The sequence below is a fragment of the Paraburkholderia sp. SECH4 genome (genome assembly GCF_030511745.1).
GTDB lineage: Bacteria > Pseudomonadota > Gammaproteobacteria > Burkholderiales > Burkholderiaceae > Paraburkholderia > Paraburkholderia madseniana.
Map to the genome: position 1 here is coordinate 479,811 of NZ_JALOCP010000001.1, position 23,352 is coordinate 503,162.

A 23,352-nucleotide genomic window follows, 5' to 3' on the forward strand; every position below is an offset into this window, starting at 1 on the left:
CGCTCGCGCCCCACTATCTCGCGCGATTACACGGCGCGCACCTCGATAATCTTCGCCGCCTTCCCGGTGCGCTCAGCGAGGCGCGTGCGGTCTTTCACCGCACCGGCCAACTGACCGCAGGCAGCGTCGATATCATCGCCGCGTGTCTTACGCACTGTGGTGACGACGCCCGCGTCCATCAACACTTGTGCAAACCGTTTGATCTGTTCCGGCTTCGAGCGGATGAGGCCCGATTCAGGGAACGGATTGAACGGAATCAGGTTGAACTTGCACGGTACGTCGCGTGTAACCGCCAGCAATTCGCGGGCTTGCGCTTCGCTGTCGTTCACGCCGTCGAGCATGCAATATTCGAACGTAATGAAATCGCGCGGCGCGACTTTCAGATAGCGCTGGCAAGCGGCCATCAATTCGCGCAGCGGATACTTCTTGTTCAGCGGTACCAGCATGTCGCGCAGCGGGTCGCTCGGTGCGTGCAGCGATACCGCGAGCGCCACCGGCAGATCGGCGCCAAGCCGGTCCATCATCGGCACGACGCCCGAGGTGGACAGCGTGACGCGGCGGCGCGACAGGCCGTACGCGTTATCGTCCAGCATCAGGCGCATGGCGGGCACCACCGCGTCGTAATTGAGCAGCGGCTCGCCCATACCCATCATTACCACGTTCGTGACGACGCGCTCGCCTTTGCCGTCACCGCCCGTGGCGCGCCCACCGTCCGTGCCGCGCGTCGCGCGCAGCGCGAACTCGGCCATACGCAACTGGCCGATGATTTCGCCGGTGGTGAGATTGCGGGAGAAACCCTGTTTGCCGGTCGAACAGAAACGGCAGTTGACCGCACACCCGGCCTGCGACGACACGCACAGCGTGCCACGCGTTTCTTCGGGAATGTATACGGTTTCAACCGCGTTGCTGTTGCCGACGTCGATCAGCCACTTGCGCGTGCCGTCGGTCGAAATATTGTCGCTGACGATGCCGGGCATCGTGATCGTTGCGCGCCCTTTGAGCTTTTCGCGCAAGGACTTCGCCAGATCGGTCATGCCGTCGAAATCGGCAGCGTTGTACTGGTGGATCCAGCGCTGCAATTGCTTGGCGCGAAACGGCTTCTCGCCCAGGCTGTCGCAGTAGGCGACAAGCCCTTGGGCGTCAAGGTCGAGAAGGTTGACGGTGGGACTGCTCGTCATATCGAATCCTGCCATTTCAGTGCGAGACTACGTTCATGCAACAAGCTGCATGAACGCAATGCCGTTCGCGCCCATTCCTGCTGCTTTACCTTACTACTTTGCCGGGCTGTTCGTGCGGATTCGTGCGACAAATCCAACGGCAGCGCACGAATCGCGCGGATCGCGCCTTACAGGTCAAGCGCGCTCAGACGCGCTCAAACCTGCCCATACCCGCTTAACGCGAGTAGACGTTCACTTGCGGGAAGAAGAACGCGATTTCAACTGCAGCCGTTTCAGCGGCGTCCGAACCATGCACCGCGTTAGCGTCGATACTGTCAGCGAAGTCAGCGCGGATCGTGCCCTTTTCTGCCTTCTTCGGGTCCGTTGCGCCCATCAGGTCGCGGTGCTTCAGGATCGCGTTTTCGCCTTCCAGCGCTTGCACGACCACCGGGCCCGAGATCATGAAATCGACCAGGTCCTTGAAGAACGGGCGTGCAGCGTGCACAGCGTAGAACTTCTCTGCGTCAGCGCGCGACAGGTGGACCATGCGCGAAGCCACGATCTTCAGGCCAGCGTTTTCGAAACGGCTGTAGATCTGACCGATCACGTTCTTGGCCACTGCGTCCGGCTTGATAATCGACAGGGTGCGTTCGATCGCCATAAAAACTCCAAAAAATTAAGAGGTTACAGATTCAAATGAATCCGCTATTGTAGCACGTTCCCGTGTATGATTGCGATTGAACCCTTACAACATTGAAAGACTCCAAGCAGGAGTTTCTGAATACTGGTAGCGTAGGTCGTGTGGACATTTTCCGGGTATTGAAACTCCCTGCCACCGCGCCAATCTTAGGGATGAACACCCTGCGACTGGCGGCAAGCATTCCGGCCGGCGCTGCACTACCTGACGCACCACCTGCTGCGCAACCCGCGGCACAACCATTACGCAACACGCTTCTGAGGTAAGGAGAGACCATGAACGATCATCCGTATAGCTTTGGCCGCAATGGCGCAGTCAGCACGGTCGAAACGCGCAACCGCGTACTACGGAACACCTACTGGCTGCTCGCACTGTCCATGATTCCGACCGTGCTCGGCGCATGGGTGGGCGTGGCAACCGGCTTCTCGCTGTTCGCCGCCACCAGCCCCGGCATGAGCATGCTGGCGTTCTTCGCGATCGCCTTCGGCTTCATGTTCGCCATCCAGAAAACCAAAGACAGCGCCATCGGCGTGTTCGTGCTGCTCGGCTTCACGTTCTTCATGGGCCTGATGCTGTCGCGCATCCTGAGCTTCGTGCTCGGTTTTTCGAACGGCCCGTCGCTGATCATGCTCGCCTTTGGTGGCACTGGTGTGATCTTCGCCTCCATGGCAACGATCGCCACGGTCAGCAAGCGTGACTTCTCGGGTCTCGGCAAGTGGCTGTTCATGGGCGTCATCGTGCTGCTGCTGGCTTCGGTCGCCAACGTGTTCCTGCACCTGCCGGCATTGATGCTGACGGTGTCGGTGCTGGCCATCGTGATCTTCTCGGCCTACATGCTGTTCGACGTCCAGCGCGTCGTGAATGGCGGTGAAACGAACTACATCACCGCTACCCTCGCGATCTATCTGGATCTGTACAACGTGTTCGTCAACCTGCTCGCGCTGCTCGGCATCTTTGGCGGCAACCGCAACTAAGTCTGACGCAAGGCGCGGCGCCTGAAACGCCGGCCTTGAAGAAAAAGCCCATGGCGAGCGATCGTCATGGGCTTTTTTCATTGCACTGCCGGCATGTCAGCGGTGAATCGCCGGACATGGCGATGTCAGATGCCAGGCAATCAGAGACGGATCACAAGCTCAGCCAGGCGAAGCCTTCATCCTGAGAAGCGACCACCACTTCGGTCGGCGCGGCGCCCAGCACACCCGCCATGGCGGCCTGCGCCAGTTCCGGCGTGTTGTTCTGCTGGCTCAGATGCGCGGCCACCAGATGGCGCAAGCGCGAACGGTCGAGCGAGGCCAGGATTTCAGCCGCGGCTTCGTTGTTCAGATGCCCGTGATTGCCGCCGATACGCGCCTTCAGCGATTGGGGATACCGGCTACCCGCCAGCATTCGGACATCGTGATTGCATTCGAGCACAAGCGCGTCGCAGCCGCTCAGCACCGCGCTGATGTGCGGCGTGGAAGTGCCGACGTCCGTCAGCACGCCAAGCCGGCTCGCGCCGTTGGAGAGCACGTACTGCAGCGGCTCGCGGGCGTCGTGAGGAACGGTGTAAGGGAGGATGCTGAGGTCGCCGATCGCCACCGCTTCGTCGCCCCACAGCACCTGCAGGTCGACGTCGGCTTCGTCGGCACCCACCGCGCGAGCGGTGCCCCAGCTCATGTACAACGGAATTGACCACTTGCGCGCCAGCGTCAGCGCGCTGCCAATGTGGTCGCTGTGTTCATGGGTAATCAGAATGGCGTCGAGACCCTCGACGCTCGCGCCGAGCCGCGTCAGACGTCGCTCGACTTCCTTGGCCGAAAAGCCGCAATCAAGCAGAACGCGCGTGGTGGTCGCGCCGCTTTGCGCTTCCACCAGCAAGGCATTGCCTTCACTGCCGCTGCCGAGACTGGCGAAGCGCACAGCCCGCTTAGTTCAGTTGCGCGTGCAGCAACGTCACGATGCGCTGCGCGTCGGACGAGTTATCCACCTGCCCGTTCGCGTCCAGCACCGCCACCTGCGTCACGGTGTCGCCCTTCGAGCGCACATTGACGAGGAATTCCTGACCCGGCTTCTTCGACGAATTGCCGCTGTAGAACAGCTTGCCGAAGAGCCCTTCCTTCTTCAGCTCCTGCATCGAGTCCGCGTAACGCACGTAGTAGATGCCTTTCGCGCGGTCGCGGTTGTCGACCGTGAAGTTGGTACGGTCAAGCGCGAGACCCACGCGCAGCCATGCCCGGTCGAACGATTCCTGCAGGTCGAGCGTCGATGCGCCCGCGCTCTGGTCGATCGTGGCCGGCGCGGTAGCCGAACGCGCATCGGTCAGGAGCTGCTTCGATTGTGCTTCGGTCAGGCCGAACTTCTGCATCAGCTTGGTCAGGAACAGCGCTTCCAGCGCCGGATCGCGCGGACGCTCTTCCCAGCGCGACGACGTCTTGTCCTGGCCCGTCAGCATTTCTTCCATCGCGCTATGCGTGATCGAGATGTCCGTCGTCTCAGCCGGCCCGCGCGACACGAGCGTGCGGAAGCTGTCACGAGTACCCGACGAGTAAGCGAAGTCGATCACCTTGCCGACCGTGCGACGGAACCAGTCGTCCGGGATATTGGCGCGGTTTTCAGCCCAGTCGGTGGTCATGATGCCCGTGGCCGGCGCATCGGTTTTCAGCGCGAAGCCGTTTTCCTGCCAGAACTCCTGCAACTGAGGCCACAGTTGTTCCGGCGTGCGGCCGTCGACTACCAGCCAGCGACGATCGCCGTCACGCTCGATGTGCATGCCCAGCGGGTCTTGCGCATTCGGCTGGCCTTCGGTGGAATTGCCTGCGGCGGTGACCGCGCGTTGCTGCGCGCCGCCCAGCGCCAGGTTGGCCGGCGGCGCCACGTAGCGCTGATCGGTCGGCGTGGTGCTCAGATCGCCCGGAACGGCGAGCGGCGGTGCGCTGCCCGCGCCCTTGTAGTTGACGCGGTCGGAGGCGAACCAGTCGTTCAGCGTGTCACAGCCGGCGAGCGTTACCAGGGCAAGCGCCAGCGCCGCCATGCGGGTTGCGTGGAGGGAAAGTGCGGAACGTTTCATGAGGTCCTTCGTGATGCTGGAACGCGGTGCCTGGTTCTGTGTGCCGGGAACGTGGGCTGGATCGACGTCGGTTAAGGGAATGCCGGTGGCAGGCTTTCTTGAGCGCTGGGGGTGCGGGTTTGAGCCCGTTTAGCCCAGCAGACCCGCATCGCGCAGCGCGCCGCGCACAACTTCGTGGTATTGCGCGTCGAGCGGCGTGAGCGGCAGGCGGATTCCGCCCTGCACACGACCCAGTTGCTGCAACGCCCATTTCGCCGGAATCGGATTCGACTCGATGAACAGGTTCTTATGCAGCGACAGGAGTTTCAGATGGATCTCGCGGGCGGTCTTCGCGTCCGCGGCAAGCGCAGCTTTGCACAGATCGCTCATGGCGCGCGGCGCGACGTTCGCGGTGACCGAAATATTACCGTGGCCGCCAAGCAGCATCAGCGCGATCGCCGTGGGATCGTCACCGCTGTAGATGCCGAAATGGGCGGGCGCCGACTTGATCAGGTGCGCGGCGCGATCGATATTGCCGGTCGCTTCCTTCACACCGATGATGCCCGGCACCTGCGCGCAACGCAGAATCGTTTCGTTGCTCATGTCCGCGACCGTACGGCCCGGCACGTTGTACAGGATCACCGGCAGATCGACAGTTTCGGCGATCTTCGCGAAGTGGCGATAGATGCCTTCCTGGGTCGGCTTGTTGTAGTACGGCACGACCTGCAGCGTGGCGTCCGCGCCGACGTCTTTCGCCTGCTGCGTGAGCTCGATGGCTTCGGTGGTGGAATTGCCGCCCGAGCCCGCGATCACCGGAATCCGGCCCGCTGTGTGCTCGACTGCGGTTTTGACCATCAGCACGTGTTCTTCGACCGACAGCGTGGCCGACTCGCCGCTCGTGCCGACCACGACCAGTGCGTTCGTGCCCTCTGCGATATGCCAGTCGATCAGTTTGCGAAACGCCGGCAGATCGAGGCCGCCGTCTTCGAGCATCGGAGTAATGATGGCAGGGATGCTGCCGCGAATCTGAACACCGCCAGTGCTGCTTTGATTGCCGTTAGTCATGAAACGCCATGAATTTGATCAGGTAAACCGCGATTGTAGCGGATTAGCCAGCCAGCTCGTAACAACGCGGGGGTGCCGCCTCTGCACGCTCGGCTGAGCGATCCGTCTCCATAATTGCGCATATCCGCTGGACGTAAGCCGGGCGCGGCTGCGCGAGAAATCCGTCTTGAAATGCGACCACACGGAGGTGGCCGCGCACCACCTCGAGCAGCTCGCCGGGTGCAAGCAAAAACGCCGGGTTAGACGGTTTGCCGACCCTTTCGTTGCCTTGCGCGAAGGTCTCGTAAACCAGTACGCCGCCGGGCGCGAGCGAGCGCAAAAGCTGCTGAAACAGCGGCCGGTGCAGGTAGTTCGTGACCACGATCGCGGCGAATTTCGCGTCCACAGGCAAGGGCCATGCGGCGCCTTCGATGTCAGCCGCGAGCGTGGTAATGCGCGGATCGTCGCGCATCAGGTCCAGCGCAGCCGCATCGCGGTCGAGTGCGGTCACCGGATGGCCCAGCGATGCAAAGAACCGCGCATGCCGCCCTGCCCCCGACGCCACGTCGAGCACCGCGCCGCCCGGCACGACCAGATGCGCCCAGTGGCGCACCCAGCGCGACGGTTCGCCGTTTCCGTGCGAGGGACCGTCCGACGTGGCAACCGAAGTGCTCATCGCTTCAGTGCCGCGCTCAGTTGTACGACAGGCCCATCGCCTCACGCACGTCGCGCATCGTTTCCGTGGCGAACTTGCGGGCCTTGTCGCAGCCGTCGGCGACGATCGCGCGCAACAGCGACGGATCGTCCATGTACTTCTGCGCGCGCTCGAGCATCGGCTGCTGCTCGCGCAGAATGCCTTCGATCACCGGCTGCTTGCACTCGAGGCAACCGATTCCTGCTGTTCGGCAGCCCTTCTGCACCCACTCGTGCGTGGCTTCGTCCGTGTAGACCTGATGCAGTTGCCACACCGGGCACTTGTCCGGATCACCCGGATCGGTGCGGCGCACGCGTGCCGGATCGGTCGGCATGGTGCGGACCTTCTTCGTGATCGTTTCCGCGTCTTCGCGCAGGCCGATCGTGTTGCCGTACGACTTCGACATTTTCTGGCCGTCCAGACCCGGCATGCGCGACGCTTCGGTCAGCATGGCCTGCGGTTCGACCAGGATGATCTTGCGCGATCCTTCGAGGTAGCCGAACAGACGCTCGCGGTCGCTCATCGACAGGCTCTGCGATTCCTGCAACATCGCCCGCGCCTGCTCGAGTGCTTCGTCGTCGCCTTCCTGCTGATAGGCGTTGCGCAGCTCGTGATAAAGCTTGGCCCGCTTGCCGCCCAGCTTCTTGGCCGCTTCATTCGCCTTCTCTTCGAAGCCCGGTTCGCGGCCGTACAGATAGTTGAAGCGGCGCGCGATTTCACGCGTCATTTCGACGTGCGGCACCTGGTCTTCGCCGACCGGCACGAGCGAGCCGCGGTACAGCAGAATGTCCGCCGCCATCAACACCGGATAGCCGAGGAAACCGTAGGTGGACAGGTCCTTGTCCTTCAGCTTTTCCTGCTGCTCCTTGTAGGTCGGCACGCGTTCGAGCCAGCCGAGCGGCGTGCTCATGCCGAGCAGCAGCGCCAGTTCCGCATGTTCGGGCACCTTGCTCTGGATGAAGAGCGTAGCCTGCGCCGGATCGATGCCCGACGCGAGCCAGTCGATCAGCACGTCCCACACGTTCTTTTCGATCACTTCGGGCGTTTCGTAGTGCGTCGTCAGCGCGTGCCAGTCGACCACACAGAAGAAACACGGGTATTCGGACTGCAGCCGCACCCAGTTTTTCAGCACACCGTGATAGTGGCCGAGGTGCAGCGACCCGGTGGGCCGCATGCCGGAGAAGATACGGTCTGGGAACATGGTTATTTAGAAAAGCGAAACAAGTGGAGTCAGAATTGCGGTAATCGCACCGTAGCCGAGCGTCACGAGCGGGCTCAGCCAATAGCGCGTGAGCGTGCCCGTCATGACGAGCGCCATCACGATGAAAAAGCCGTACGGTTCGAGGCGCGACAACGCGATCGATTGCCGTGGCGGCAACAGCGCCATCAGCACGCGGCCGCCGTCGAGCGGGGGCAGCGGAAACAGGTTTAGCACGCCGAGCACGAGGTTCACGCCGACGCCGGCTGCCGCCATGCGCGTGAAGAAAGGCTCGTCAACCCCACCCACAGCAAGTGCAACGCCGATCAGGCCCCACACCAGCGCCTGCACGAAATTGCAGCCCGGTCCGGCGGCCGCGACCCACAGGCTGCCCCAACGCGGATTGCGCAGATTGCCGAAGGCGACCGGCACGGGCTTCGCGTAACCGAACATGAACGCGCCGCTGGTGGCGAAGTACAACAGCAAGGGAATCGCGATCGTGCCGAGCGGATCGATGTGCCGCATCGGATTAACGGAAACGCGGCCGAGCACATACGCGGTATTGTCGCCGAGCCAGCGCGCGACGTAGCCATGCGCAGCTTCATGCAGCGTGATTGCGAAAATCACCGGCAACGCGTAAACCGCAATGGTCTGTATCAGGGAAGAATCCATAACTCGCTATTGTAACAACGCGATTGCGTGCGTCTGTCCGCTTTCACTCATGCCGTCTCTTCGAGACCGAAGGGCGCGAGAGAACCGCGCCCTGGCCGCACCAGCACTGGTTCGGCGCCGGTCAGATCGATCACGGTGGACGGCTCGCACACACACGGGCCGCCGTCGATCACCAGGTCCACCTGTTTCTCGAGCCGTTCGCGGATTTCTTCCGGGTCGTTCAGCGGCTGGGTTTCGCCCGGCATGATCAGGGTGGAGCCGAGCAGCGGCTGGCCGAGTTCTTCGAGAATGGCCAGCGTGATCGCGTGCTCCGGCACCCGCAGGCCGATGGTCTTGCGCGACGGGTGCGACAGGCGGCGCGGCACCTCTTTGGTGGCCTGCAGCACAAAGACGTAAGGGCCTGGCGTGACCGATTTGATCAGGCGGTACTGCCGGTTGTCGACCATCGCGAAGTTCGACAGCTCCGAGAGATCGCGCACCAGCAGCGACAACAAAGCCTTCTCGTCGAGTCCCCGAATGCGCCGCAGGCGCTCGACCGCGTCCTTGTCGTCGAGGTGGCAGGCGAGCGCGTAGCTCGAATCCGTCGGCAACGCGACGACGCCGCCGTCGTTGATGATCTGCACAGCCTGTTTGACGAGACGCGGCTGCGGGTTATCCGGATGAAGCCGAAAGTATTGGGACATTTTGACTAACGGTGGCTACGGGTGATGACGGACGAAAAAGCAGACGAACATCGGACGGAAGACCAGGCGGAAGATCGGGCGAAAGCACGTCCCTCGGACGGGGACCGTCGCGCATATCGTGCCGCCGCGGCACGGCGCGCGATCACAGCCAGCGTTCCCAGACGGGCTTGAGATCGGAAGGCAGCGGCGGCAGCGTGCCGAGATCGACACGGCCTTCGCCGGGTGCATGGAAGTCTGAACCGCGCGAGGCTTCGAAGCCGAAGCGGCGCGCGACGTCCGCGTATTCGCGGTACTGATCCGTCGTGTGGCTACCCGTCACGACTTCGATCGCTTTACCGCCGAGGTCGATGAATTCGGCGAAGAACGCGTCGAATTCGACCGGCGAGTACGCATAGCGCCCCGGGTGCGCGATGATCGCCTCGCCGCCGGCGGCCTGAATCCAGCCAACCGCGTCCGCCAGTTTCGCCCAGCGATGCGACACGTAGCCGGGCTTGCCGTCGCCGAGATAGCGGGTGAACACGTCCTGAGTTGAACTGGCGTAGCCGTTTTCGACCATGAAGCGCGCGAAGTGCGTGCGCGAAATCATGTCCGGGTTCGAGACGTATTTGAGCGCGCCTCGATAGGCGTCGGGGATGCCGAGCGTGGCCAACTGCTCGCCAATGGCTTCGGCTCGCGCGGCGCGGCCGTTGCGGGTTCGCGCGAGGCCGTCGATCAGGATCGAGCTGGTCGGATCGACACCGAGCCCGACGATGTGCACGGTGCGAGACGCCCACGTGACCGAAATCTCCACGCCGTTCAGGTAGCCCATGCCGAGCGCCTCAGCGGCGCTGCGCGCTTCGTGCTGGCCGCCCAGTTCGTCGTGGTCGGTCAGCGCCCACAGTGTCACGCCGCCCGCGTGCGCGCGGCGCGCAACATCGGCCGGCGCGAACTGGCCGTCGGAAACGGTGGAGTGGCAATGGAGGTCAGCGTTCATCTTTGTCTTGAGAAGGTTCTGCACTCATTTTACTGCAACGCAGTAAATGGCCGCAGCGCTATCTCGAGATAGTGACCCGCGCGCCGAAACCCTTTTGCAAGGTTCAGGCGCAGAAGCCCTCGATCAGCGCGGCTACCTGCTCGGGCTGATCGTGATGCACCATATGCCCCGCTTCGTCGATGATCTTCTCGCGCCAGTTCGGAAAAGCCTGGAAGCGCGCCTTGAACTCGTCGAGCGGAATCTCGCCGGCAATCTGTGCGAGCGTGGGCGAGTTGGCGGCCTCGACGTGCAGCACTTTCGCGGTGACCTTGCGCCATACGGCCATCACTTCGTCGAGGCGATACAGCGTCGGCCCGCGCAGTTTGTGCGCCGGATCGGCGAGCAGCATGAAGCGCCCTTCTCCGTCCGGCTTGGACCAATGCTGAGCGAGGAACTCCGCGCGCGGCGGAGCGAGGCGCGGGTTGGTCTTGATCAGACGGCCGGCAACATCGCCCAGCGACGCGTAACGCTTCAACTGCGGCGGATCGCGCAACTCATCGAGCCAGTTGCGCAGACGCTTGGGCGCTTGCGCCGAGTGCGACGGCGCGAGCCCGAAGCCTTCCAGATCGACCACGCGCCGAACCCGTTCCGGTCGCACGCCCGCATACAGGCAGGCGATATTCGCGCCCATGCTGTGGCCGACCAGATTGACTTCGCCGGTCGGTGCATAGTGGTCGAGCAACGCGTCCAGGTCGCCGAGGTAATCCTGGATCCAGTAGTTGCCGCCACCGCGTTCGGCGACCGGCCAGTCCGACAGGCCGAAGCCGCGCATATCCGGCGCAATCACCTGCCAGTCGCCGCCCAACGCGTCGACGACGAACTGGAACGATGCCGCCACGTCCATCCAGCCGTGCAACATGAAGAGCATCGGCGCATCCGGATTGCCCCAGCGCCGCACGTGCAGACGGATGCCGCGCACGGCGACGAATTCAGACCTGGATGTATTCATGAACGGCGCGCCCGAAAAAAGAATGGTCGTTCGATTATAACGAGATAGCCGGACGATGCGTGGCGTCCGGCTATGGAAAAAGGCTTCAGTTACCCGAGGCTTGGGTGGTCGGCGGGGCCGGCTGCTCAGCGTCGAGGCCAGCCAGAGCAACCAGCGCGGCCAGTTCGGTTTCGTCAAAACCGGCGTCGCGACGCGCCTCGAAATTGAACGGACCGCGTAATTTCGGTGCGTGATACTGGTCGGCAAGGCGCGTGTAGGTGGCGTGCGGATCGAGGCCGCCAGCGTCGCACAGATGGCGGAACCAGCGGTTGCCGATCAGCACATGACCGATTTCGTCGCGCAGGATCACGTCGAGAATCGCTGCGGACGCCTGGTCGCCCGCCTGCTGCAGGCGGGCGCGGATCGGCGGCGAGGCGTCGAGGCCGCGTGCTTCGAGGGTGCGCGGCACCAGTGCCATGCGCGCCAGCACGTCGGCACGGGTGCGCTCGCACATGTCCCAGAGGCCGTCGTGCGCGGGAAAATCGCCGTAGACGTGGCCGAATTCCGCAAGCCGCGCGACCAGTAGCGAGAAGTGATGGGCCTCTTCGGCGGCGACTTTGAGCCAGTCGGTGTAGAACGCGGCGGGCATGCCGGCAAAGCGCCAGACGGCGTCGAGCGCGAGGTTGATGGCGTTGAATTCGATGTGCGCCAGCGCGTGCAGTAAGACAGCCCGCCCTTCGGGCGATTGCATGCTGCGGCGCTTCAGTTTGCGCGGATCGACCAGTTCGGGACGGGCGGGACGACCCGGCAGGTCGGTCGGCTCGGCGAGTTCGAGGTCTGCGGAGCATGCGAGGCTGCCTTCGAACACCGCAGCGTATAACGCGCGTGCCGCGGCTGCCTTGGTTGCCGGGTCGACTTCGCGCAATGCGGCCAGCGCTGCGGTGCGCGCGCAGTTCGCGCGATTCGGGCAATGCTCAGGATTCGTCGACATCGGCAGAGCGGGCAGAACAGACGGAGCAGCGGAAATCATGGCAACCAGATTGGCAAAGAGAACAGCAACAGGCAGGACGGAAGGCGCGACGGTTGCCAAAGCTGGGCGCCGGACGGCTTACGGCACCGTCGAGCGGCCCAAGCACACAACCGTTTACAATACTCGATTCGACCATCTCGCGCGCCTATGGCGCGGGGCCGGCAGGACAACCCGGTTCACCAGGGCTTTTTCGGGCGCTTCTTTGGCGTTTGGCTTTAGCGCCCTCAATTAGCTGCCCCATTTCGTAACCGGTTTCGCAGCCCCGGCCCGCCCGCACAGCGTGTAGCGACCGATCAAGAGGAGACAGCGTGACAATTTACAAGCTTGGCGAAGCAGCCCCGACCATCCATGAAAGCGTGTTCGTCGCGGATTCGGCGAACATTATCGGCAATGTGACGCTCGAGGAAAATTCGAGCGTCTGGTTCGGCGCGACGCTTCGCGGCGACAACGAGCCAATCACCCTTGGCGCCGGCAGCAACGTCCAGGAAAACGCGGTGCTGCACACCGACCCGGGCTTCCCGCTGACGATCGAGCCGAATGTGACGATCGGCCACCAGGTCATGCTGCACGGCTGCACGATCAAGGAAGGCTCTTTGATCGGAATTCAGGCCGTGGTCTTGAATGGAGCGGTAATCGGCCGCAACTGTCTGGTCGGAGCGGGCGCCATCGTCACCGAAGGCAAAGTATTTCCCGACAATTCGCTGATTCTCGGCGCGCCCGCCAAAGTGGTGCGCGAACTGACCGAGACGGATATCGCCAATATGCAGCGCGGCGCGGCAAGTTATGCCGAGCGCCGCGAATATTTCAAGGCGCAGCTCGTGCGTATCGGCTAGTCAGCCGGGCGCGCGGCGCGCACGGCGCAGCATCAGGCTGCGTCATTCGACCGAGGAAAAGTTGTGAGCGACCAGTTGCAAAAATTCATGTTCAGCGCGGCGCCGGTGCGCGGCGAGATCGTTTCGCTGCGCAATACGTGGCAGGAAGTGCTGACGCGCCGGGACTATCCGGCGCCCGTGCGAACGATTCTGGGCGAAATGATGGCCGCGTGCGCGCTGCTTTCCGCGAACCTCAAGTTCGACGGCACGCTCGTCATGCAGATTTTCGGCGACGGACCGGCCAAGATGCTGGTGGTGCAGTGCAGCTCCGACCTGTCGATGCGCGCCACCGCCAAGCTCTCCGGTGAAGCGGGCAATACGATCGACGACACCACCTCGATGATCGAACTGGTCAACGCGAGCGGCCATGGCCGTTGCGTGATTACGCTCGACCCGCGCGACAAGCAACCCGGCCAGCAACCGTATCAAAGTATCGTGCCGCTCTCGGGGGTGGACGGCCCGCTCAAGTCGATGTCCGAAGTGCTCGAGCACTACATGCATCACTCGGAGCAGCTCGACACACGCCTGTGGCTCGCGGCGAACACCGAGCGCGCAGTCGGCATGCTGCTGCAAAAGCTGCCGGGCGACGGCGGCATCGTCCCGCATCCGGGCGATCTGGATGCGGACACGTGGGAGCGCGTCTGCACGCTCGGCGGCACGATGTCGCAAGACGAGCTGCTGAAAGAAGAACCGGCGACGATTTTCCGCCGTCTGTTCTGGCAGGAAAATGTGCAGCATTTCGAACCGGCAACAACGCGCTTCGAATGCAGCTGTTCGCGCGAAAAAGTCGGCGCGATGCTGAAGATGCTGGGCCGCGAAGAAGTGGACGGCGTGATCGAAGAGCGCGGTCACGTCGAGATTCATTGCGAATTCTGTAATCAACGGTACGAATTCGATCCGGTCGATATAACGCAACTTTTTGTCGCGAATGCGCTCTCACAAGGCGTGACGCCGGCGGCCGACCAGCGGCACTGAAGCGGCCAGGCGGCGGCGCATTACACCTGCGTTACAGCAGTAAAATGACGTGTCGCCTGCTGCTTTTCTGGGGCTTGGGCGGCGCGTTATCGTCGATCGCTGTGTTGGATCTCGGGTTGTGCGCGTTGCGCATGTTTTGCTTAGGCATCCGACCGATGGAGATCAAAAATGAACACCCCTACTTCGCTAAAGCATTGCATGCGCTCGTTCGCCGTGCTGACGGTCATCGCCGGTAGCGTCGCGCTTACGGGTTGCGTGATGGACCCGCCGGGTCCATCACCGATTTATAGCCGCCTGCCGGCCGACCAGTCTGGCATGACAAGCACCGCCCGGCCGCTCACGCCTGAAGAACGCGAGCGCTATGACGCGATCGACCGTCAGGTGCTGTCCGATCAGAATCAGGCCATTGCTGCCGAGAACGCGGCTCAGGCGTACTCACGTTATTACTCGCCGCCTGTCAGCGTCTACGGCAGCTATTACGGCGGGGGTTGGGGGCACGGCTGGGGTACGGGTGTCGGCGTAGGCTACTCGCCGTATTGGGGCTGGTAAGCCGAAACGGGCACGCCCCAAGGAGAGGCTCAACGATACGGCGATTGAGAGGGATGCCGTTCCTATTGCAGCGCCGATAAAAAAGCCGCCCCACGGGCGGCTTTTTTGTCTTTCTACGCGCTTTTGCGTTCGCTTTTCCGTTCGTTTCTGCGTTCAGTTTCGCGTCGGCCTGCGAGTCCAACCAGCCCGAATAAACTCAGTGTGCCGGCTTCTTCTCTGTCGCCACCTTGCCGCCATGCTTGCGATCCGGCTTCGCACGCGACTCCGGATTCGGCACCATATGCAGCGGCGCCGCCGACACCACACCACGCGTAGACGTGGTAACCGAAGGTGTGTTCGCAGCCGGCAACGGCGCGTTCGGCGCAACGAACTGCACGAACACTTCGCTGTCCTTCACCATGCCCATTTCGTAACGCGCCCGCTCTTCCACCGCGGCCGTACCGCTCTGCAAATCCTGGACCTCGCCCTGGATACGCTCGTTGCGCAGCTTCGAGTCGGTGTTCTTCTGCAGTTGCTGCGCCAGTTGCTGCTGCAACTCGTGCACGCGCAACCAGCCGCCGTGCCCCCACCAGAGCGGGTACTGGATGAGCGCCAGCAGAACGATCAGGACAGCAGTGACAAGCCGCATGAAGTAAGCACAATAAATACACGCCGCCCTGCGCTATACGCAGGGCGGCGGGGTCAATCAGAAACGAAAGGTAACCGGTTCATCGGTCGGCGCTAGCGAACAATCCATTTAGCGCAGATTGTAGAACGCCGACTTGCCCGGGTAGCTGGCGATATCACCGAGGTCTTCTTCGATGCGCAGCAACTGGTTGTACTTCGAGATGCGGTCCGAACGCGACAGCGAACCCGTCTTGATCTGACCGGCGTTCAGGCCGACCGCGATGTCCGCAATCGTCGAATCTTCGGTTTCACCCGAGCGGTGCGAGATCACGGCCGTGTAGCCGGCGCGCTTCGCCATTTCGATCGCCGCGAAGGTTTCCGTCAGCGTACCGATCTGGTTGATCTTGATCAGGATCGAGTTGGCGATGCCCTTCTCGATGCCTTCCTTCAGGATGCGCGTGTTGGTGACGAACAGGTCGTCGCCCACCAGTTGCACCTTCTTGCCGAGCTTGTCGGTCAGAATCTTCCAGCCGGCCCAGTCGCTTTCGTGCATGCCGTCTTCGATCGAAACGATCGGGAACTTGTCGGCGAGGTTCGCCAGGTAGTCAGCAAATTCCGTCGACGACAGTTGCAGGCCTTCGCCAGCCAACTGGTACTTGCCGTCGTGGTAGAACTCGCTCGCTGCGCAGTCGAGCGCGAGCAGCACGTCTTCACCGGCGCGGTAGCCAGCCTTTTCGATGGCTTGCAGGATGGTCGACAGGCATTCGTCGTTGCTGCCGAAATTCGGCGCGAAACCGCCTTCGTCGCCCACGGCCGTGCTCATGCCGCGGTCGCTCAGGATCTTCTTCAGCGCGTGGAACACTTCAGCGCCGCAGCGCAGTGCTTCGCGGAACGTCGGCTGGCTGACCGGTACGATCATGAATTCCTGGATGTCCAGGCTGTTGTTCGCGTGCGCGCCGCCGTTGACGATGTTCATCATCGGCACCGGCAGTTGCATCGCGCCTGAGCCACCGAAGTAGCGGTACAGCGGCAGGCCGGCTTCTTCAGCAGCGGCCTTCGCGACAGCCATCGACACAGCCAGCATCGCGTTCGCGCCGAGGCGCGACTTGTTGTCCGTGCCGTCGAGTTCCAGCAGGGTCTTGTCGAGGAAGGCCTGCTCGGAAGCGTCGAGGCCCATGATCGCTTCGGAGATTTCGGTGTTGATGTGCTCGACAGCCTTCAGCACGCCCTTGCCGCCGTAACGGCCGGCTTCGCCGTCGCGCAACTCGATCGCTTCGCGCGAGCCCGTCGATGCACCCGACGGCACCGCAGCGCGGCCCATCGTGCCCGACTCGAGCAGCACATCGCATTCGACAGTGGGGTTGCCTCGCGAATCGAGAATCTCTCGACCGATGATATCTACGATAGCACTCATGGTTTCCTCAAGAAATGACGTTGAATTCTTTACTGTGAAACTGCACCGGGCGCTGTGTCGATCCGGAGTTAGCGCTTTAGCTGTCGACCAGAGTTAGCGCTTTAGCGCGCTACTCTGGTCCCATGCAGAGCACTCCCCAGCAAACTACACGCACCCCGATGCTTTCGACGACCATTGCGTGCATTCGCCGCGTGCCGACTGAGCCGACCGGGCCAATTATGCGCACCAATCGTGACACCCCGCGAACGCCTGAATCAGTTGAAATCGCTTTCGAGGAACGGCGCGCGCTTGACGGCCTGATCGAGCGTAACCAGCGTTTCGAGCAGATCGGCCATGCGATGCAACGGCACCGCGTTCGGGCCGTCCGACTTGGCTTCCGAAGGCTTCGGATGGGTTTCCATGAAGAGACCCGCCACGCCCGTCGCCACGGCGGCGCGCGCCAGCACCGGCACGAATTCGCGCTGACCGCCCGAGCTCGTGCCCTGCCCGCCCGGCAACTGCACCGAGTGGGTGGCGTCGAACACGACCGGCGCGTTGGTTTCGCGCATGATCGCAAGCGATCGCATGTCCGACACGAGGTTGTTATAGCCGAACGACACGCCGCGTTCGCACGCCATGAAGCGGTCTTCCGAGAGACCGGCTTCACGCGCCGCATCACGCGCCTTGTCGATTACGTTCTTCATGTCGTGCGGTGCGAGAAACTGGCCTTTCTTGATGTTGACCGGCTTGCCCGAACGCGCGCAAGCGTGGATGAAGTCCGTTTGACGGCACAGGAAAGCAGGCGTTTGCAGGACGTCGACCACCGACGCAACCTGCTCGATCTCGTGCTCGGCGTGCACGTCGGTCAGCACCGGCAAACCGAGCTGACGCTTCACTTCCGACAGAATGCGCAAACCTTCGTCCATGCCCAGACCGCGGAACGACTTGCCGCTGCTGCGGTTGGCCTTGTCGTACGACGATTTGTAGATGAACGGAATGTTCAGCTTCGCGCAGATTTCCTTCAGCCGGCCCGCCGTGTCGATCGTCATCTGTTCGGATTCGACGACACAGGTGCCCGCGATCAGGAAAAACGGCTTGTCGAGCCCGATTTCGAAATCGCCCAGTTTCATGCTTTCTCCCCAACTTCCGCCGCCACGCGCGGCTGCTGATGCGCGAGCGCCGCTTCGACGAACGACTTGAACAGCGGATGGCCGTCACGCGGCGTGGACGTGAATTCCGGGTGGAACTGCACGCCGACGAACCACGGGTGCATGCTGCGCGGCAATTCCATCATTTCCGGCAGATCTTCACTCGGGGTACGGGCGCTGATGATAAGGCCACCGGCTTCGAGCTGGGGCACGAAGCGGTTATTGACTTCATAACGGTGACGATGGCGTTCGTTCACATCCTTGCCATAGATCTCTTCGGCCATCGTGCCGGGTTTGATCGGGCAACGTTGCGAACCGAGGCGCATCGTGCCGCCCAGATCCGATTCTTCGGTGCGCTTCTCGACCTTGCCTTCACGGTCGTACCATTCGGTGATCAGTGCGACCACGCGGTTCTCGGTGTCTTGATCGAACTCGGTGCTGTTCGCATCTTTCAGACCGACCACGTCGCGGGCGAATTCGATCACGGCCAGTTGCATGCCAAGGCAGATGCCGAGATACGGCACCTTCGCTTCGCGTGCATAGCGGATCGCGGCCATCTTGCCTTCGGTGCCGCGACGGCCGAAGCCACCCGGCACGAGCACCGCATCCAGATGCTTGAGGCTCTCGACGCCTTGCGTCTCGATCTCTTCCGAATCGATGTACTCGATGTTGACCTTGGTCGACGTATGCATCGACGCATGGCGCAACGCTTCGATCAGCGATTTGTACGATTCGGTCAGATCGACATACTTGCCGACCATGCCGATCGTGACTTCGTGCTTCGGGTTCTCGAGCTTTTCGACGAGGTCGGACCACATCGTCAGATCGGCCGGCTTCGGCGTGAGCTTGAGCTCTTCGCAGATGATCGCGTCCAGACCCTGGTCGTGCAGCATCTGCGGAATCTTGTAGATGCTGTCGGCGTCCCACACGGAAATCACCGCATCTTCCGGCACGTTCGAGAACATCGAAATCTTCGCGCGCTCGTCGTCCGGAATGCGGCGGTCGGCACGGCACAGCAGCACGTGCGGCGAGATGCCGATTTCACGCAGCTTCTGCACGCTATGCTGGGTAGGCTTGGTTTTCAGCTCGCCTGCAGTGGCGACCCAGGGCACCAGTGTGAGGTGCACGAAGCACGCGCTGTTGCGGCCCATGCGCAGGCTCATCTGACGTGCGGCCTCGAGGAACGGCAGCGATTCGATGTCGCCCACAGTGCCGCCCACTTCGACGATGGCGACGTCCGGCTCACCGCACGTCGCGGAAGCCGCGCCGCGTTCGATGAACGCCTGGATTTCGTTCGTGATATGCGGAATGACCTGCACCGTCTTGCCAAGATAATCGCCGCGGCGCTCCTTGCGGATCACCGATTCGTAAATCTGGCCCGTGGTGAAGTTGTTGGCCTTGCGCATCTTCGTGCTGATGAAGCGCTCATAGTGGCCAAGGTCGAGGTCAGTCTCCGCTCCATCTTCCGTCACGAACACTTCGCCGTGTTGAAACGGGCTCATCGTGCCGGGGTCGACGTTGATGTAGGGATCGAGCTTGAGGAGGGTGACTTTAAGACCGCGCGATTCGAGGATCGCGGCGAGGGAAGCGGCGGCAATACCCTTGCCGAGGGAAGATACTACGCCGCCGGTGACGAAAACATATTTGGTCATCGCTGGATGCTCGCGGGAAAAACGGATTATACCGTAAAGCAGGGTCTCAACCCAGCAAAATCCGAGCGACATCTATACGTGCCGATGCTACGGCGGCAGCGATTGCCGCGCGCCGATCATGCACCGTTTATTTGCCCCGACAAGGCGTGCAGTCAGGCGCGCCGCTCCAGTTCGCGCAGCATCCGCTGCACCGCGCGCGCGGTTTCGAGTGGTTTTTCCATCGGATACAGATGGCTGCCTTCGATCCATTCCACATGACCGCCGGTCGCGCGGCGAGTGGCGTCCAGACCCGCCTGGCGCACCTCCTTTGAACGCGTGCCGGCGATGAATCCCACCGGCACCGGGGCGCCGTGCGCAAGGCGGGGGCCGAGCGTATGCGGCAAGGTCTTGTAGATCTGATACTCGGTGCGCCGGTCGAAAGCGAGCGAACGGCCGCCGTCGAGCGAGCTCTGCGGGATGCCGAAGTCGATGTAGTCGGACAGCATGCGCTCGTCCCAGCGCGCGAACGCCGGCTTTGAGTGGAAATGCCGCCATGCTTCCTCGCGGCTCGCCCACTGCGTGCGGCGCGTGCGGGTGGCCGCCGCGGGCGACAGGCGCTCGTCGAGTCCGGTCCATTGCGACACGCGCAGCATGCTGCTGCGCCAGCCCGCGATTACCGGCGAATCGAGCATCACCACGCCCCTCACCCACTGTGGCTTTTTCAGTGCGGCCATCAGCGACAGATAGCCGCCCAACGAATGGCCGATCAGCCACACCGGCTGCTCGTACGACCGGCCGACGTCGTCGAGCAGTTGCTCGACCAGATGCGGCCAATCCTGCGTGACGGGATATCGCGCGTCGTGACCGATGCGCTCGATCGAGCGCAGTTCATAGTCGTCGGCGAGTTCGGCGAAGATCGTCCGGTAGGTCGACGCCGGAAAACCGTTCGCGTGCGAGAAGTGGATGATGTTTTTCAACTGCGGCGATCTCCGTTCTGTTTTGGCGCGCCGGATTGGCTCCTGACTTTTCGTGCAGGCTCCAGACCCCGCGGCGCGTTTGTTCTATCTGTACGGCAGGCAATCCATCAGCGATCCATCCAGTAGCGGCGCTGCGTGTCGCGATAGCGTTCGAGCGTCAGTGCGGCGCCGTTCAGGTCTCGGCCGCCGCTTGGGTTGCTTCCCGGGCTGACACCCGCACTGGCTCGCGCGCTTTCCTCGGGCCCGATGCCCGCACTGATCCCCATGCGTCCCTCGGGTCCGATGCCCGGGTTGAGACCCGAGTCGAAATCCGGGCTGACATCAACGCGCACCGCGCCGTCCGCATCGCTGCGTCCAAGCTCGATGTGCCGTGCCTTGTAACGCTCGAACACACCCGCGTTCGGATGATGAAATCGGTTGCGATAGCCTACCTGAAATAGCGCGACGAGCGGCTCGATAGAGTCGAGGAACGGCTCGGTCGACGAAGTCTTGCTCCCGTGATGCGGCACGACCAGCACCTGGGCGCGCAACGCGTCGTGATCGCGCGCGAGCAGGATGCGTTCGACCGATGCTTCGATGTCGGCCGTCAGCAAGGCGGTTATGCGTAATGGCGTCGGTTTAACATTTCCGGCCGACGCGCTCTCCGCAGCAGGCACCGTGCTCACCCGCAACACGCAGCAATGCGCATTCGGCTTACCCTGCAGCGGCCCGGCATCCGGCCAGAGCATTGCGAACTCGACACCGTCCCACTGCCAGCGCTGCCCCGCCGCACAGGGCAACGTATCAGTGCCGTGTTGCCTTGCGTTCGACCACAACGGATTCGCCGGCGCCAACGCCGCCACCATTTGGCGCACCTCGATCGCGTCCAGTACAGCCGGCGCGCCGCCCGAATGGTCGGAGTCGGCGTGGCTGATGAGCAGCGTATCGAGCACCGCGACGCCATGCGCCTGCAAAAACGGCACGACAACCCGTTCTCCCGCATGCGTCGATTCCGGTCCCGGTCCGGCGTCGAACAGCAGCGCATGGTGCGCCGTTTCGACCAGCACCGAGGTGCCTTGCCCGACGTCGAGCGCCGTCAGACGGAAGGTGCCATGCGGCGGACCGGGCGGCGCAGGCAGCAGCAGCGGCAGCCAGGTGAGCGGTGCAGCCCAGCGCAGAGGCCAGCCGTGCGGCGCCAGACACCAGAGAACGCCGACCGCCGCCGCGGCAAGGGTCCACGCGTCCGGCTGCGGCAATCGCCAGAGCGTCCATGCCGGGCCGGACAGCATCTGCAGGCCTGCGGCGAGCAGATCGAGCAAGGTGTGCGCGGCGCGAAAGGCGTAGGCATCGAATGGCTCGGGCAACGCGACGCCCGCCAATACCGCCGGCGTCACCAGCAGACTCACCCATGGAATCGCGAAGGCATTCGCAAGCGGGCCGATCAGTGGAATCTGCGCGAACCAGTAGACGGTGAGCGGTGCAAGCGCGACCGTCACCGCGAACTGCACATGCGCCGCGCTGCGCAGGCGCTCACCGAAAGCGCGAACGCGACGACACAGACCGGACCAAAGGCGCGAGAGCCTTGTCGGCGTCACGGCCCCTTCCCCCTCTTCGTCACGGCGCTGCTCATGATCCTGCACACGGGGCCGTCCCGACATCGCGAACAAAATTGCCGCCACCGCGCAGAACGACAGCCAGAATCCCGCCGACACCACCGCCCACGGATCGATCAGCAGCACCAACCCCAACGCCCACGCCAACACCACCGATCGCGCGACGTTGCGCCCGCTGATAAACGCGAGCGCCACCACGCCAGCCATCCACAATGCTCGCTGCGCCGGCACATTGAAACCGGCCAACGCCGCATGCAGCCCGGCGAACAACGCGCCGCCCGTCACCGCGACGACCTGCGCGGGTACCAGCAAGGGCCAGTTGCGGCCGATGAACCCCGAACGCCGCCACACCGCACCGGCGAGCCACGCCGCGAGGCCCGCGACAAAGCCAATATGCAAGCCAGAAATCGCCACCAGGTGACTTGTGCCGGTGCCGCGCATCAACAGCCAGTCGGCCGCGCTAACTTCGTCCTGCGCGCCGATGGCGAGCGCCACTACGATCCCACGATGTGGCGCGTCGGCGAGCACCGTGCCGATGCGCGCCCGCAGCGCGGCGCGCCAGCGATCGACCGTCACGCCTACGCCACGCGCGTTGCCCGGCAAACGCGCGGCGTGAGCCGGTGCGCTCACATAGCCGGTGGCGCGTACATTGCGCGCCAGCAAGCTGGCTTCGGCATCGCGCACGCCGAAGTTCGCATTGCCATGCGGCCGTTTGAGCCGCACAGTCAGACGCCAGCGCGCGCCCGGTTCGAGCGACGGCGCAGGCGCATCTTCGGCAATCCACGAAAGTTGAATCACGCGAGGAAAAGCGGCGATCGGCACATCAACCGACTCGACTTCGAAGAGGAAACGCGCGCCCTTTTCATCGCGTGACGGCAGACCCTTGATACTGCCGACGACATCGATATCGCGCCCTTCCCAGGCGCTCGGCAAGCTCACCGCGAGCCGGGTCTCAGCGCGCCAGGCGGCGTAGCCGAAGCCCACACATAAAGCCGCAATCCACACCGCGCCCCAGCCGACGCCCGAACGAAAGCGTGCGCTGAACAAGACGCGTCTCACGCGCGAATTTGCAACCGCCGCACGCGTGTCCGCAATCACAGAAGCACCGCAGCGCAATCCGCCCGAAGGACCGCTGCACACTTCGCTCGAGGAATCGCAGCACACCCCGCCCGGCGAGTTGCCACAAACACTGTAGGGAGAGTAGCCGCGCACTTCCCCTGAGGAACCGCCGCACACTCCCTCCGAAGAACCGCCGCCCCCTTTGCCAGCAGAGCCGCGGCGCAATCCCCACGCCGCTATAAGTATCGCAACGCTCGCCAACAGCACCAGCGCGCACCACCCACCCCAATCCGGCAACACCGCCTGCCGCTGCAGCCAGATCACGCCCAACGCAAACCCGCACCACCATGCCCGCATCCGCCCTCCGCCCCTTCCGACCAGCCATCGCCGAACGGCGCAACGCACGGCGA

General features: G+C 63.1%; 22 protein-coding genes. 4 read left to right on the forward strand and 18 right to left on the reverse strand.

Translation table 11 applies throughout. The annotated features are described in order from the left end of the window. Positions 1-26 precede the first annotated feature (26 nt). Both rlmN and ndk read right to left on the reverse strand, forming a co-directional pair. Positions 27-1,178, reverse strand: a complete 1,152-nt coding sequence (rlmN, locus tag M0D67_RS02055; RefSeq protein WP_028199529.1) for a 23S rRNA (adenine(2503)-C(2))-methyltransferase RlmN — start codon at positions 1,176-1,178, stop codon at positions 27-29. 214 nt (positions 1,179-1,392) lie between these two features. Beyond that, positions 1,393-1,818 carry a nucleoside-diphosphate kinase gene (gene ndk / locus M0D67_RS02060; RefSeq protein WP_012433533.1) on the reverse strand — a complete coding sequence of 142 codons (426 nt, stop codon included), beginning with the start codon at positions 1,816-1,818 and terminating at the stop codon, positions 1,393-1,395. 311 nt (positions 1,819-2,129) lie between these two features. Here ndk and M0D67_RS02065 point away from each other — a divergent pair, with 311 nt between their 5' ends. Then, a complete protein-coding gene (locus M0D67_RS02065) occupies positions 2,130-2,828 on the forward strand; it encodes a Bax inhibitor-1/YccA family protein (protein ID WP_054038214.1) in 699 nt (232 codons plus the stop codon). Between the two features lie 151 nt (positions 2,829-2,979). Here the strand turns inward: M0D67_RS02065 and M0D67_RS02070 are convergent, their stop codons facing one another. From M0D67_RS02070 to M0D67_RS02115, 10 genes are all read right to left on the reverse strand, one after another. Continuing rightward, the gene (locus M0D67_RS02070; RefSeq protein WP_266237051.1) at positions 2,980-3,753 is read right to left on the reverse strand and encodes an MBL fold metallo-hydrolase; all 774 of its coding nucleotides are present in this window, start codon (positions 3,751-3,753) and stop codon (positions 2,980-2,982) included. 7 nt (positions 3,754-3,760) lie between these two features. Continuing rightward, positions 3,761-4,900 (reverse strand): outer membrane protein assembly factor BamC, encoded by a 1,140-nt coding sequence (bamC, locus tag M0D67_RS02075; protein ID WP_154565478.1) that lies wholly within the window; start codon positions 4,898-4,900, stop codon positions 3,761-3,763. 129 nt (positions 4,901-5,029) lie between these two features. After that, positions 5,030-5,944 (reverse strand): 4-hydroxy-tetrahydrodipicolinate synthase, encoded by a 915-nt coding sequence (dapA, locus tag M0D67_RS02080; protein WP_266237054.1) that lies wholly within the window; start codon positions 5,942-5,944, stop codon positions 5,030-5,032. A 43-nt stretch (positions 5,945-5,987) separates the two neighbouring features. After that, a complete protein-coding gene (locus M0D67_RS02085) occupies positions 5,988-6,599 on the reverse strand; it encodes a bifunctional 2-polyprenyl-6-hydroxyphenol methylase/3-demethylubiquinol 3-O-methyltransferase UbiG (RefSeq protein WP_266237055.1) in 612 nt (203 codons plus the stop codon). Between the two features lie 16 nt (positions 6,600-6,615). Further along, positions 6,616-7,818, reverse strand: coding sequence for a tryptophan--tRNA ligase (locus M0D67_RS02090; protein WP_154565476.1), 1,203 nt, complete (start codon positions 7,816-7,818; stop codon positions 6,616-6,618). A gap of 6 nt (positions 7,819-7,824) precedes the next feature. Beyond that, on the reverse strand, positions 7,825-8,487 hold the full coding sequence (locus M0D67_RS02095; RefSeq protein ID WP_093633535.1) for a site-2 protease family protein: 663 nt from the start codon (positions 8,485-8,487) through the stop codon (positions 7,825-7,827). Positions 8,488-8,534: 47 nt separating this feature from the next. Next, positions 8,535-9,170, reverse strand: a complete 636-nt coding sequence (locus M0D67_RS02100) for an L-threonylcarbamoyladenylate synthase (RefSeq protein ID WP_266237056.1) — start codon at positions 9,168-9,170, stop codon at positions 8,535-8,537. 142 nt (positions 9,171-9,312) lie between these two features. Next, a complete protein-coding gene (locus M0D67_RS02105) occupies positions 9,313-10,143 on the reverse strand; it encodes a 3',5'-nucleoside bisphosphate phosphatase (protein WP_266237057.1) in 831 nt (276 codons plus the stop codon). A 103-nt stretch (positions 10,144-10,246) separates the two neighbouring features. Next, the gene (locus M0D67_RS02110) at positions 10,247-11,131 is read right to left on the reverse strand and encodes an alpha/beta fold hydrolase (RefSeq protein WP_171925476.1); all 885 of its coding nucleotides are present in this window, start codon (positions 11,129-11,131) and stop codon (positions 10,247-10,249) included. Between the two features lie 85 nt (positions 11,132-11,216). After that, a complete protein-coding gene (locus tag M0D67_RS02115; RefSeq protein ID WP_233468712.1) occupies positions 11,217-12,101 on the reverse strand; it encodes a ferritin-like domain-containing protein in 885 nt (294 codons plus the stop codon). Between the two features lie 347 nt (positions 12,102-12,448). Here M0D67_RS02115 and M0D67_RS02120 point away from each other — a divergent pair, with 347 nt between their 5' ends. The 3 genes from M0D67_RS02120 (at position 12,449) to M0D67_RS02130 (ending at position 14,536) form a co-directional block, all read left to right on the forward strand. Continuing rightward, entirely contained in the window at positions 12,449-12,973 is a 525-nt protein-coding gene (locus M0D67_RS02120) for a gamma carbonic anhydrase family protein (RefSeq protein WP_168435912.1), read from the forward strand. A 63-nt stretch (positions 12,974-13,036) separates the two neighbouring features. Then, positions 13,037-13,987 carry an Hsp33 family molecular chaperone HslO gene (gene hslO, locus M0D67_RS02125; protein WP_266237060.1) on the forward strand — a complete coding sequence of 317 codons (951 nt, stop codon included), beginning with the start codon at positions 13,037-13,039 and terminating at the stop codon, positions 13,985-13,987. 168 nt (positions 13,988-14,155) lie between these two features. Further along, positions 14,156-14,536 (forward strand): hypothetical protein, encoded by a 381-nt coding sequence (locus M0D67_RS02130; RefSeq protein ID WP_266237062.1) that lies wholly within the window; start codon positions 14,156-14,158, stop codon positions 14,534-14,536. A 196-nt stretch (positions 14,537-14,732) separates the two neighbouring features. On the opposite strand, the gene ftsB is transcribed toward M0D67_RS02130, so the two are convergent. The 6 genes from ftsB to M0D67_RS02160 form a co-directional block, all read right to left on the reverse strand. After that, positions 14,733-15,164 carry a cell division protein FtsB gene (gene ftsB, locus M0D67_RS02135; RefSeq protein ID WP_154565471.1) on the reverse strand — a complete coding sequence of 144 codons (432 nt, stop codon included), beginning with the start codon at positions 15,162-15,164 and terminating at the stop codon, positions 14,733-14,735. Positions 15,165-15,272: 108 nt separating this feature from the next. Continuing rightward, on the reverse strand, positions 15,273-16,556 hold the full coding sequence (gene eno / locus M0D67_RS02140) for a phosphopyruvate hydratase (protein WP_054038196.1): 1,284 nt from the start codon (positions 16,554-16,556) through the stop codon (positions 15,273-15,275). A gap of 254 nt (positions 16,557-16,810) precedes the next feature. Further along, positions 16,811-17,665, reverse strand: coding sequence for a 3-deoxy-8-phosphooctulonate synthase (gene kdsA, locus M0D67_RS02145; protein ID WP_097389693.1), 855 nt, complete (start codon positions 17,663-17,665; stop codon positions 16,811-16,813). Next, the gene (locus M0D67_RS02150) at positions 17,662-19,335 is read right to left on the reverse strand and encodes a CTP synthase (RefSeq protein WP_154565468.1); all 1,674 of its coding nucleotides are present in this window, start codon (positions 19,333-19,335) and stop codon (positions 17,662-17,664) included. Before M0D67_RS02150 ends, kdsA begins: the two co-directional genes overlap by 4 nt. Positions 19,336-19,487: 152 nt before the next feature. Then, positions 19,488-20,291, reverse strand: a complete 804-nt coding sequence (locus M0D67_RS02155; RefSeq protein WP_171925473.1) for an alpha/beta fold hydrolase — start codon at positions 20,289-20,291, stop codon at positions 19,488-19,490. A gap of 107 nt (positions 20,292-20,398) precedes the next feature. Continuing rightward, positions 20,399-23,299, reverse strand: coding sequence for a DNA internalization-related competence protein ComEC/Rec2 (locus M0D67_RS02160; RefSeq protein WP_266237066.1), 2,901 nt, complete (start codon positions 23,297-23,299; stop codon positions 20,399-20,401). Positions 23,300-23,352: the final 53 nt, after the last annotated feature.

Excerpts from the sequence above, each read along its gene's own strand:
- M0D67_RS02105 (WP_266237057.1), bottom strand. The coding sequence starts at position 10,143 with ATGAACGCTGACCTCCATTGCCACTCCACCGTTTCCGACGGCCAGTTC.
- M0D67_RS02085 (WP_266237055.1), bottom strand. The coding sequence starts at position 6,599 with ATGAGCACTTCGGTTGCCACGTCGGACGGTCCCTCGCACGGAAACGGC.
- M0D67_RS02100 (WP_266237056.1), bottom strand. The coding sequence starts at position 9,170 with ATGTCCCAATACTTTCGGCTTCATCCGGATAACCCGCAGCCGCGTCTC.
- M0D67_RS02095 (WP_093633535.1), bottom strand. The coding sequence starts at position 8,487 with ATGGATTCTTCCCTGATACAGACCATTGCGGTTTACGCGTTGCCGGTG.
- kdsA (WP_097389693.1), bottom strand. The coding sequence starts at position 17,665 with ATGAAACTGGGCGATTTCGAAATCGGGCTCGACAAGCCGTTTTTCCTG.
- eno (WP_054038196.1), bottom strand. The coding sequence starts at position 16,556 with ATGAGTGCTATCGTAGATATCATCGGTCGAGAGATTCTCGATTCGCGA.
- M0D67_RS02110 (WP_171925476.1), bottom strand. The coding sequence starts at position 11,131 with ATGAATACATCCAGGTCTGAATTCGTCGCCGTGCGCGGCATCCGTCTG.
- M0D67_RS02130 (WP_266237062.1), top strand. The coding sequence starts at position 14,156 with ATGAACACCCCTACTTCGCTAAAGCATTGCATGCGCTCGTTCGCCGTG.
- rlmN (WP_028199529.1), bottom strand. The coding sequence starts at position 1,178 with ATGACGAGCAGTCCCACCGTCAACCTTCTCGACCTTGACGCCCAAGGG.
- M0D67_RS02150 (WP_154565468.1), bottom strand. The coding sequence starts at position 19,335 with ATGACCAAATATGTTTTCGTCACCGGCGGCGTAGTATCTTCCCTCGGC.
- ftsB (WP_154565471.1), bottom strand. The coding sequence starts at position 15,164 with ATGCGGCTTGTCACTGCTGTCCTGATCGTTCTGCTGGCGCTCATCCAG.
- M0D67_RS02065 (WP_054038214.1), top strand. The coding sequence starts at position 2,130 with ATGAACGATCATCCGTATAGCTTTGGCCGCAATGGCGCAGTCAGCACG.
- M0D67_RS02160 (WP_266237066.1), bottom strand. The coding sequence starts at position 23,299 with ATGCGGGCATGGTGGTGCGGGTTTGCGTTGGGCGTGATCTGGCTGCAG.
- ndk (WP_012433533.1), bottom strand. The coding sequence starts at position 1,818 with ATGGCGATCGAACGCACCCTGTCGATTATCAAGCCGGACGCAGTGGCC.
- M0D67_RS02090 (WP_154565476.1), bottom strand. The coding sequence starts at position 7,818 with ATGTTCCCAGACCGTATCTTCTCCGGCATGCGGCCCACCGGGTCGCTG.
- M0D67_RS02115 (WP_233468712.1), bottom strand. The coding sequence starts at position 12,101 with ATGTCGACGAATCCTGAGCATTGCCCGAATCGCGCGAACTGCGCGCGC.
- bamC (WP_154565478.1), bottom strand. The coding sequence starts at position 4,900 with ATGAAACGTTCCGCACTTTCCCTCCACGCAACCCGCATGGCGGCGCTG.
- dapA (WP_266237054.1), bottom strand. The coding sequence starts at position 5,944 with ATGACTAACGGCAATCAAAGCAGCACTGGCGGTGTTCAGATTCGCGGC.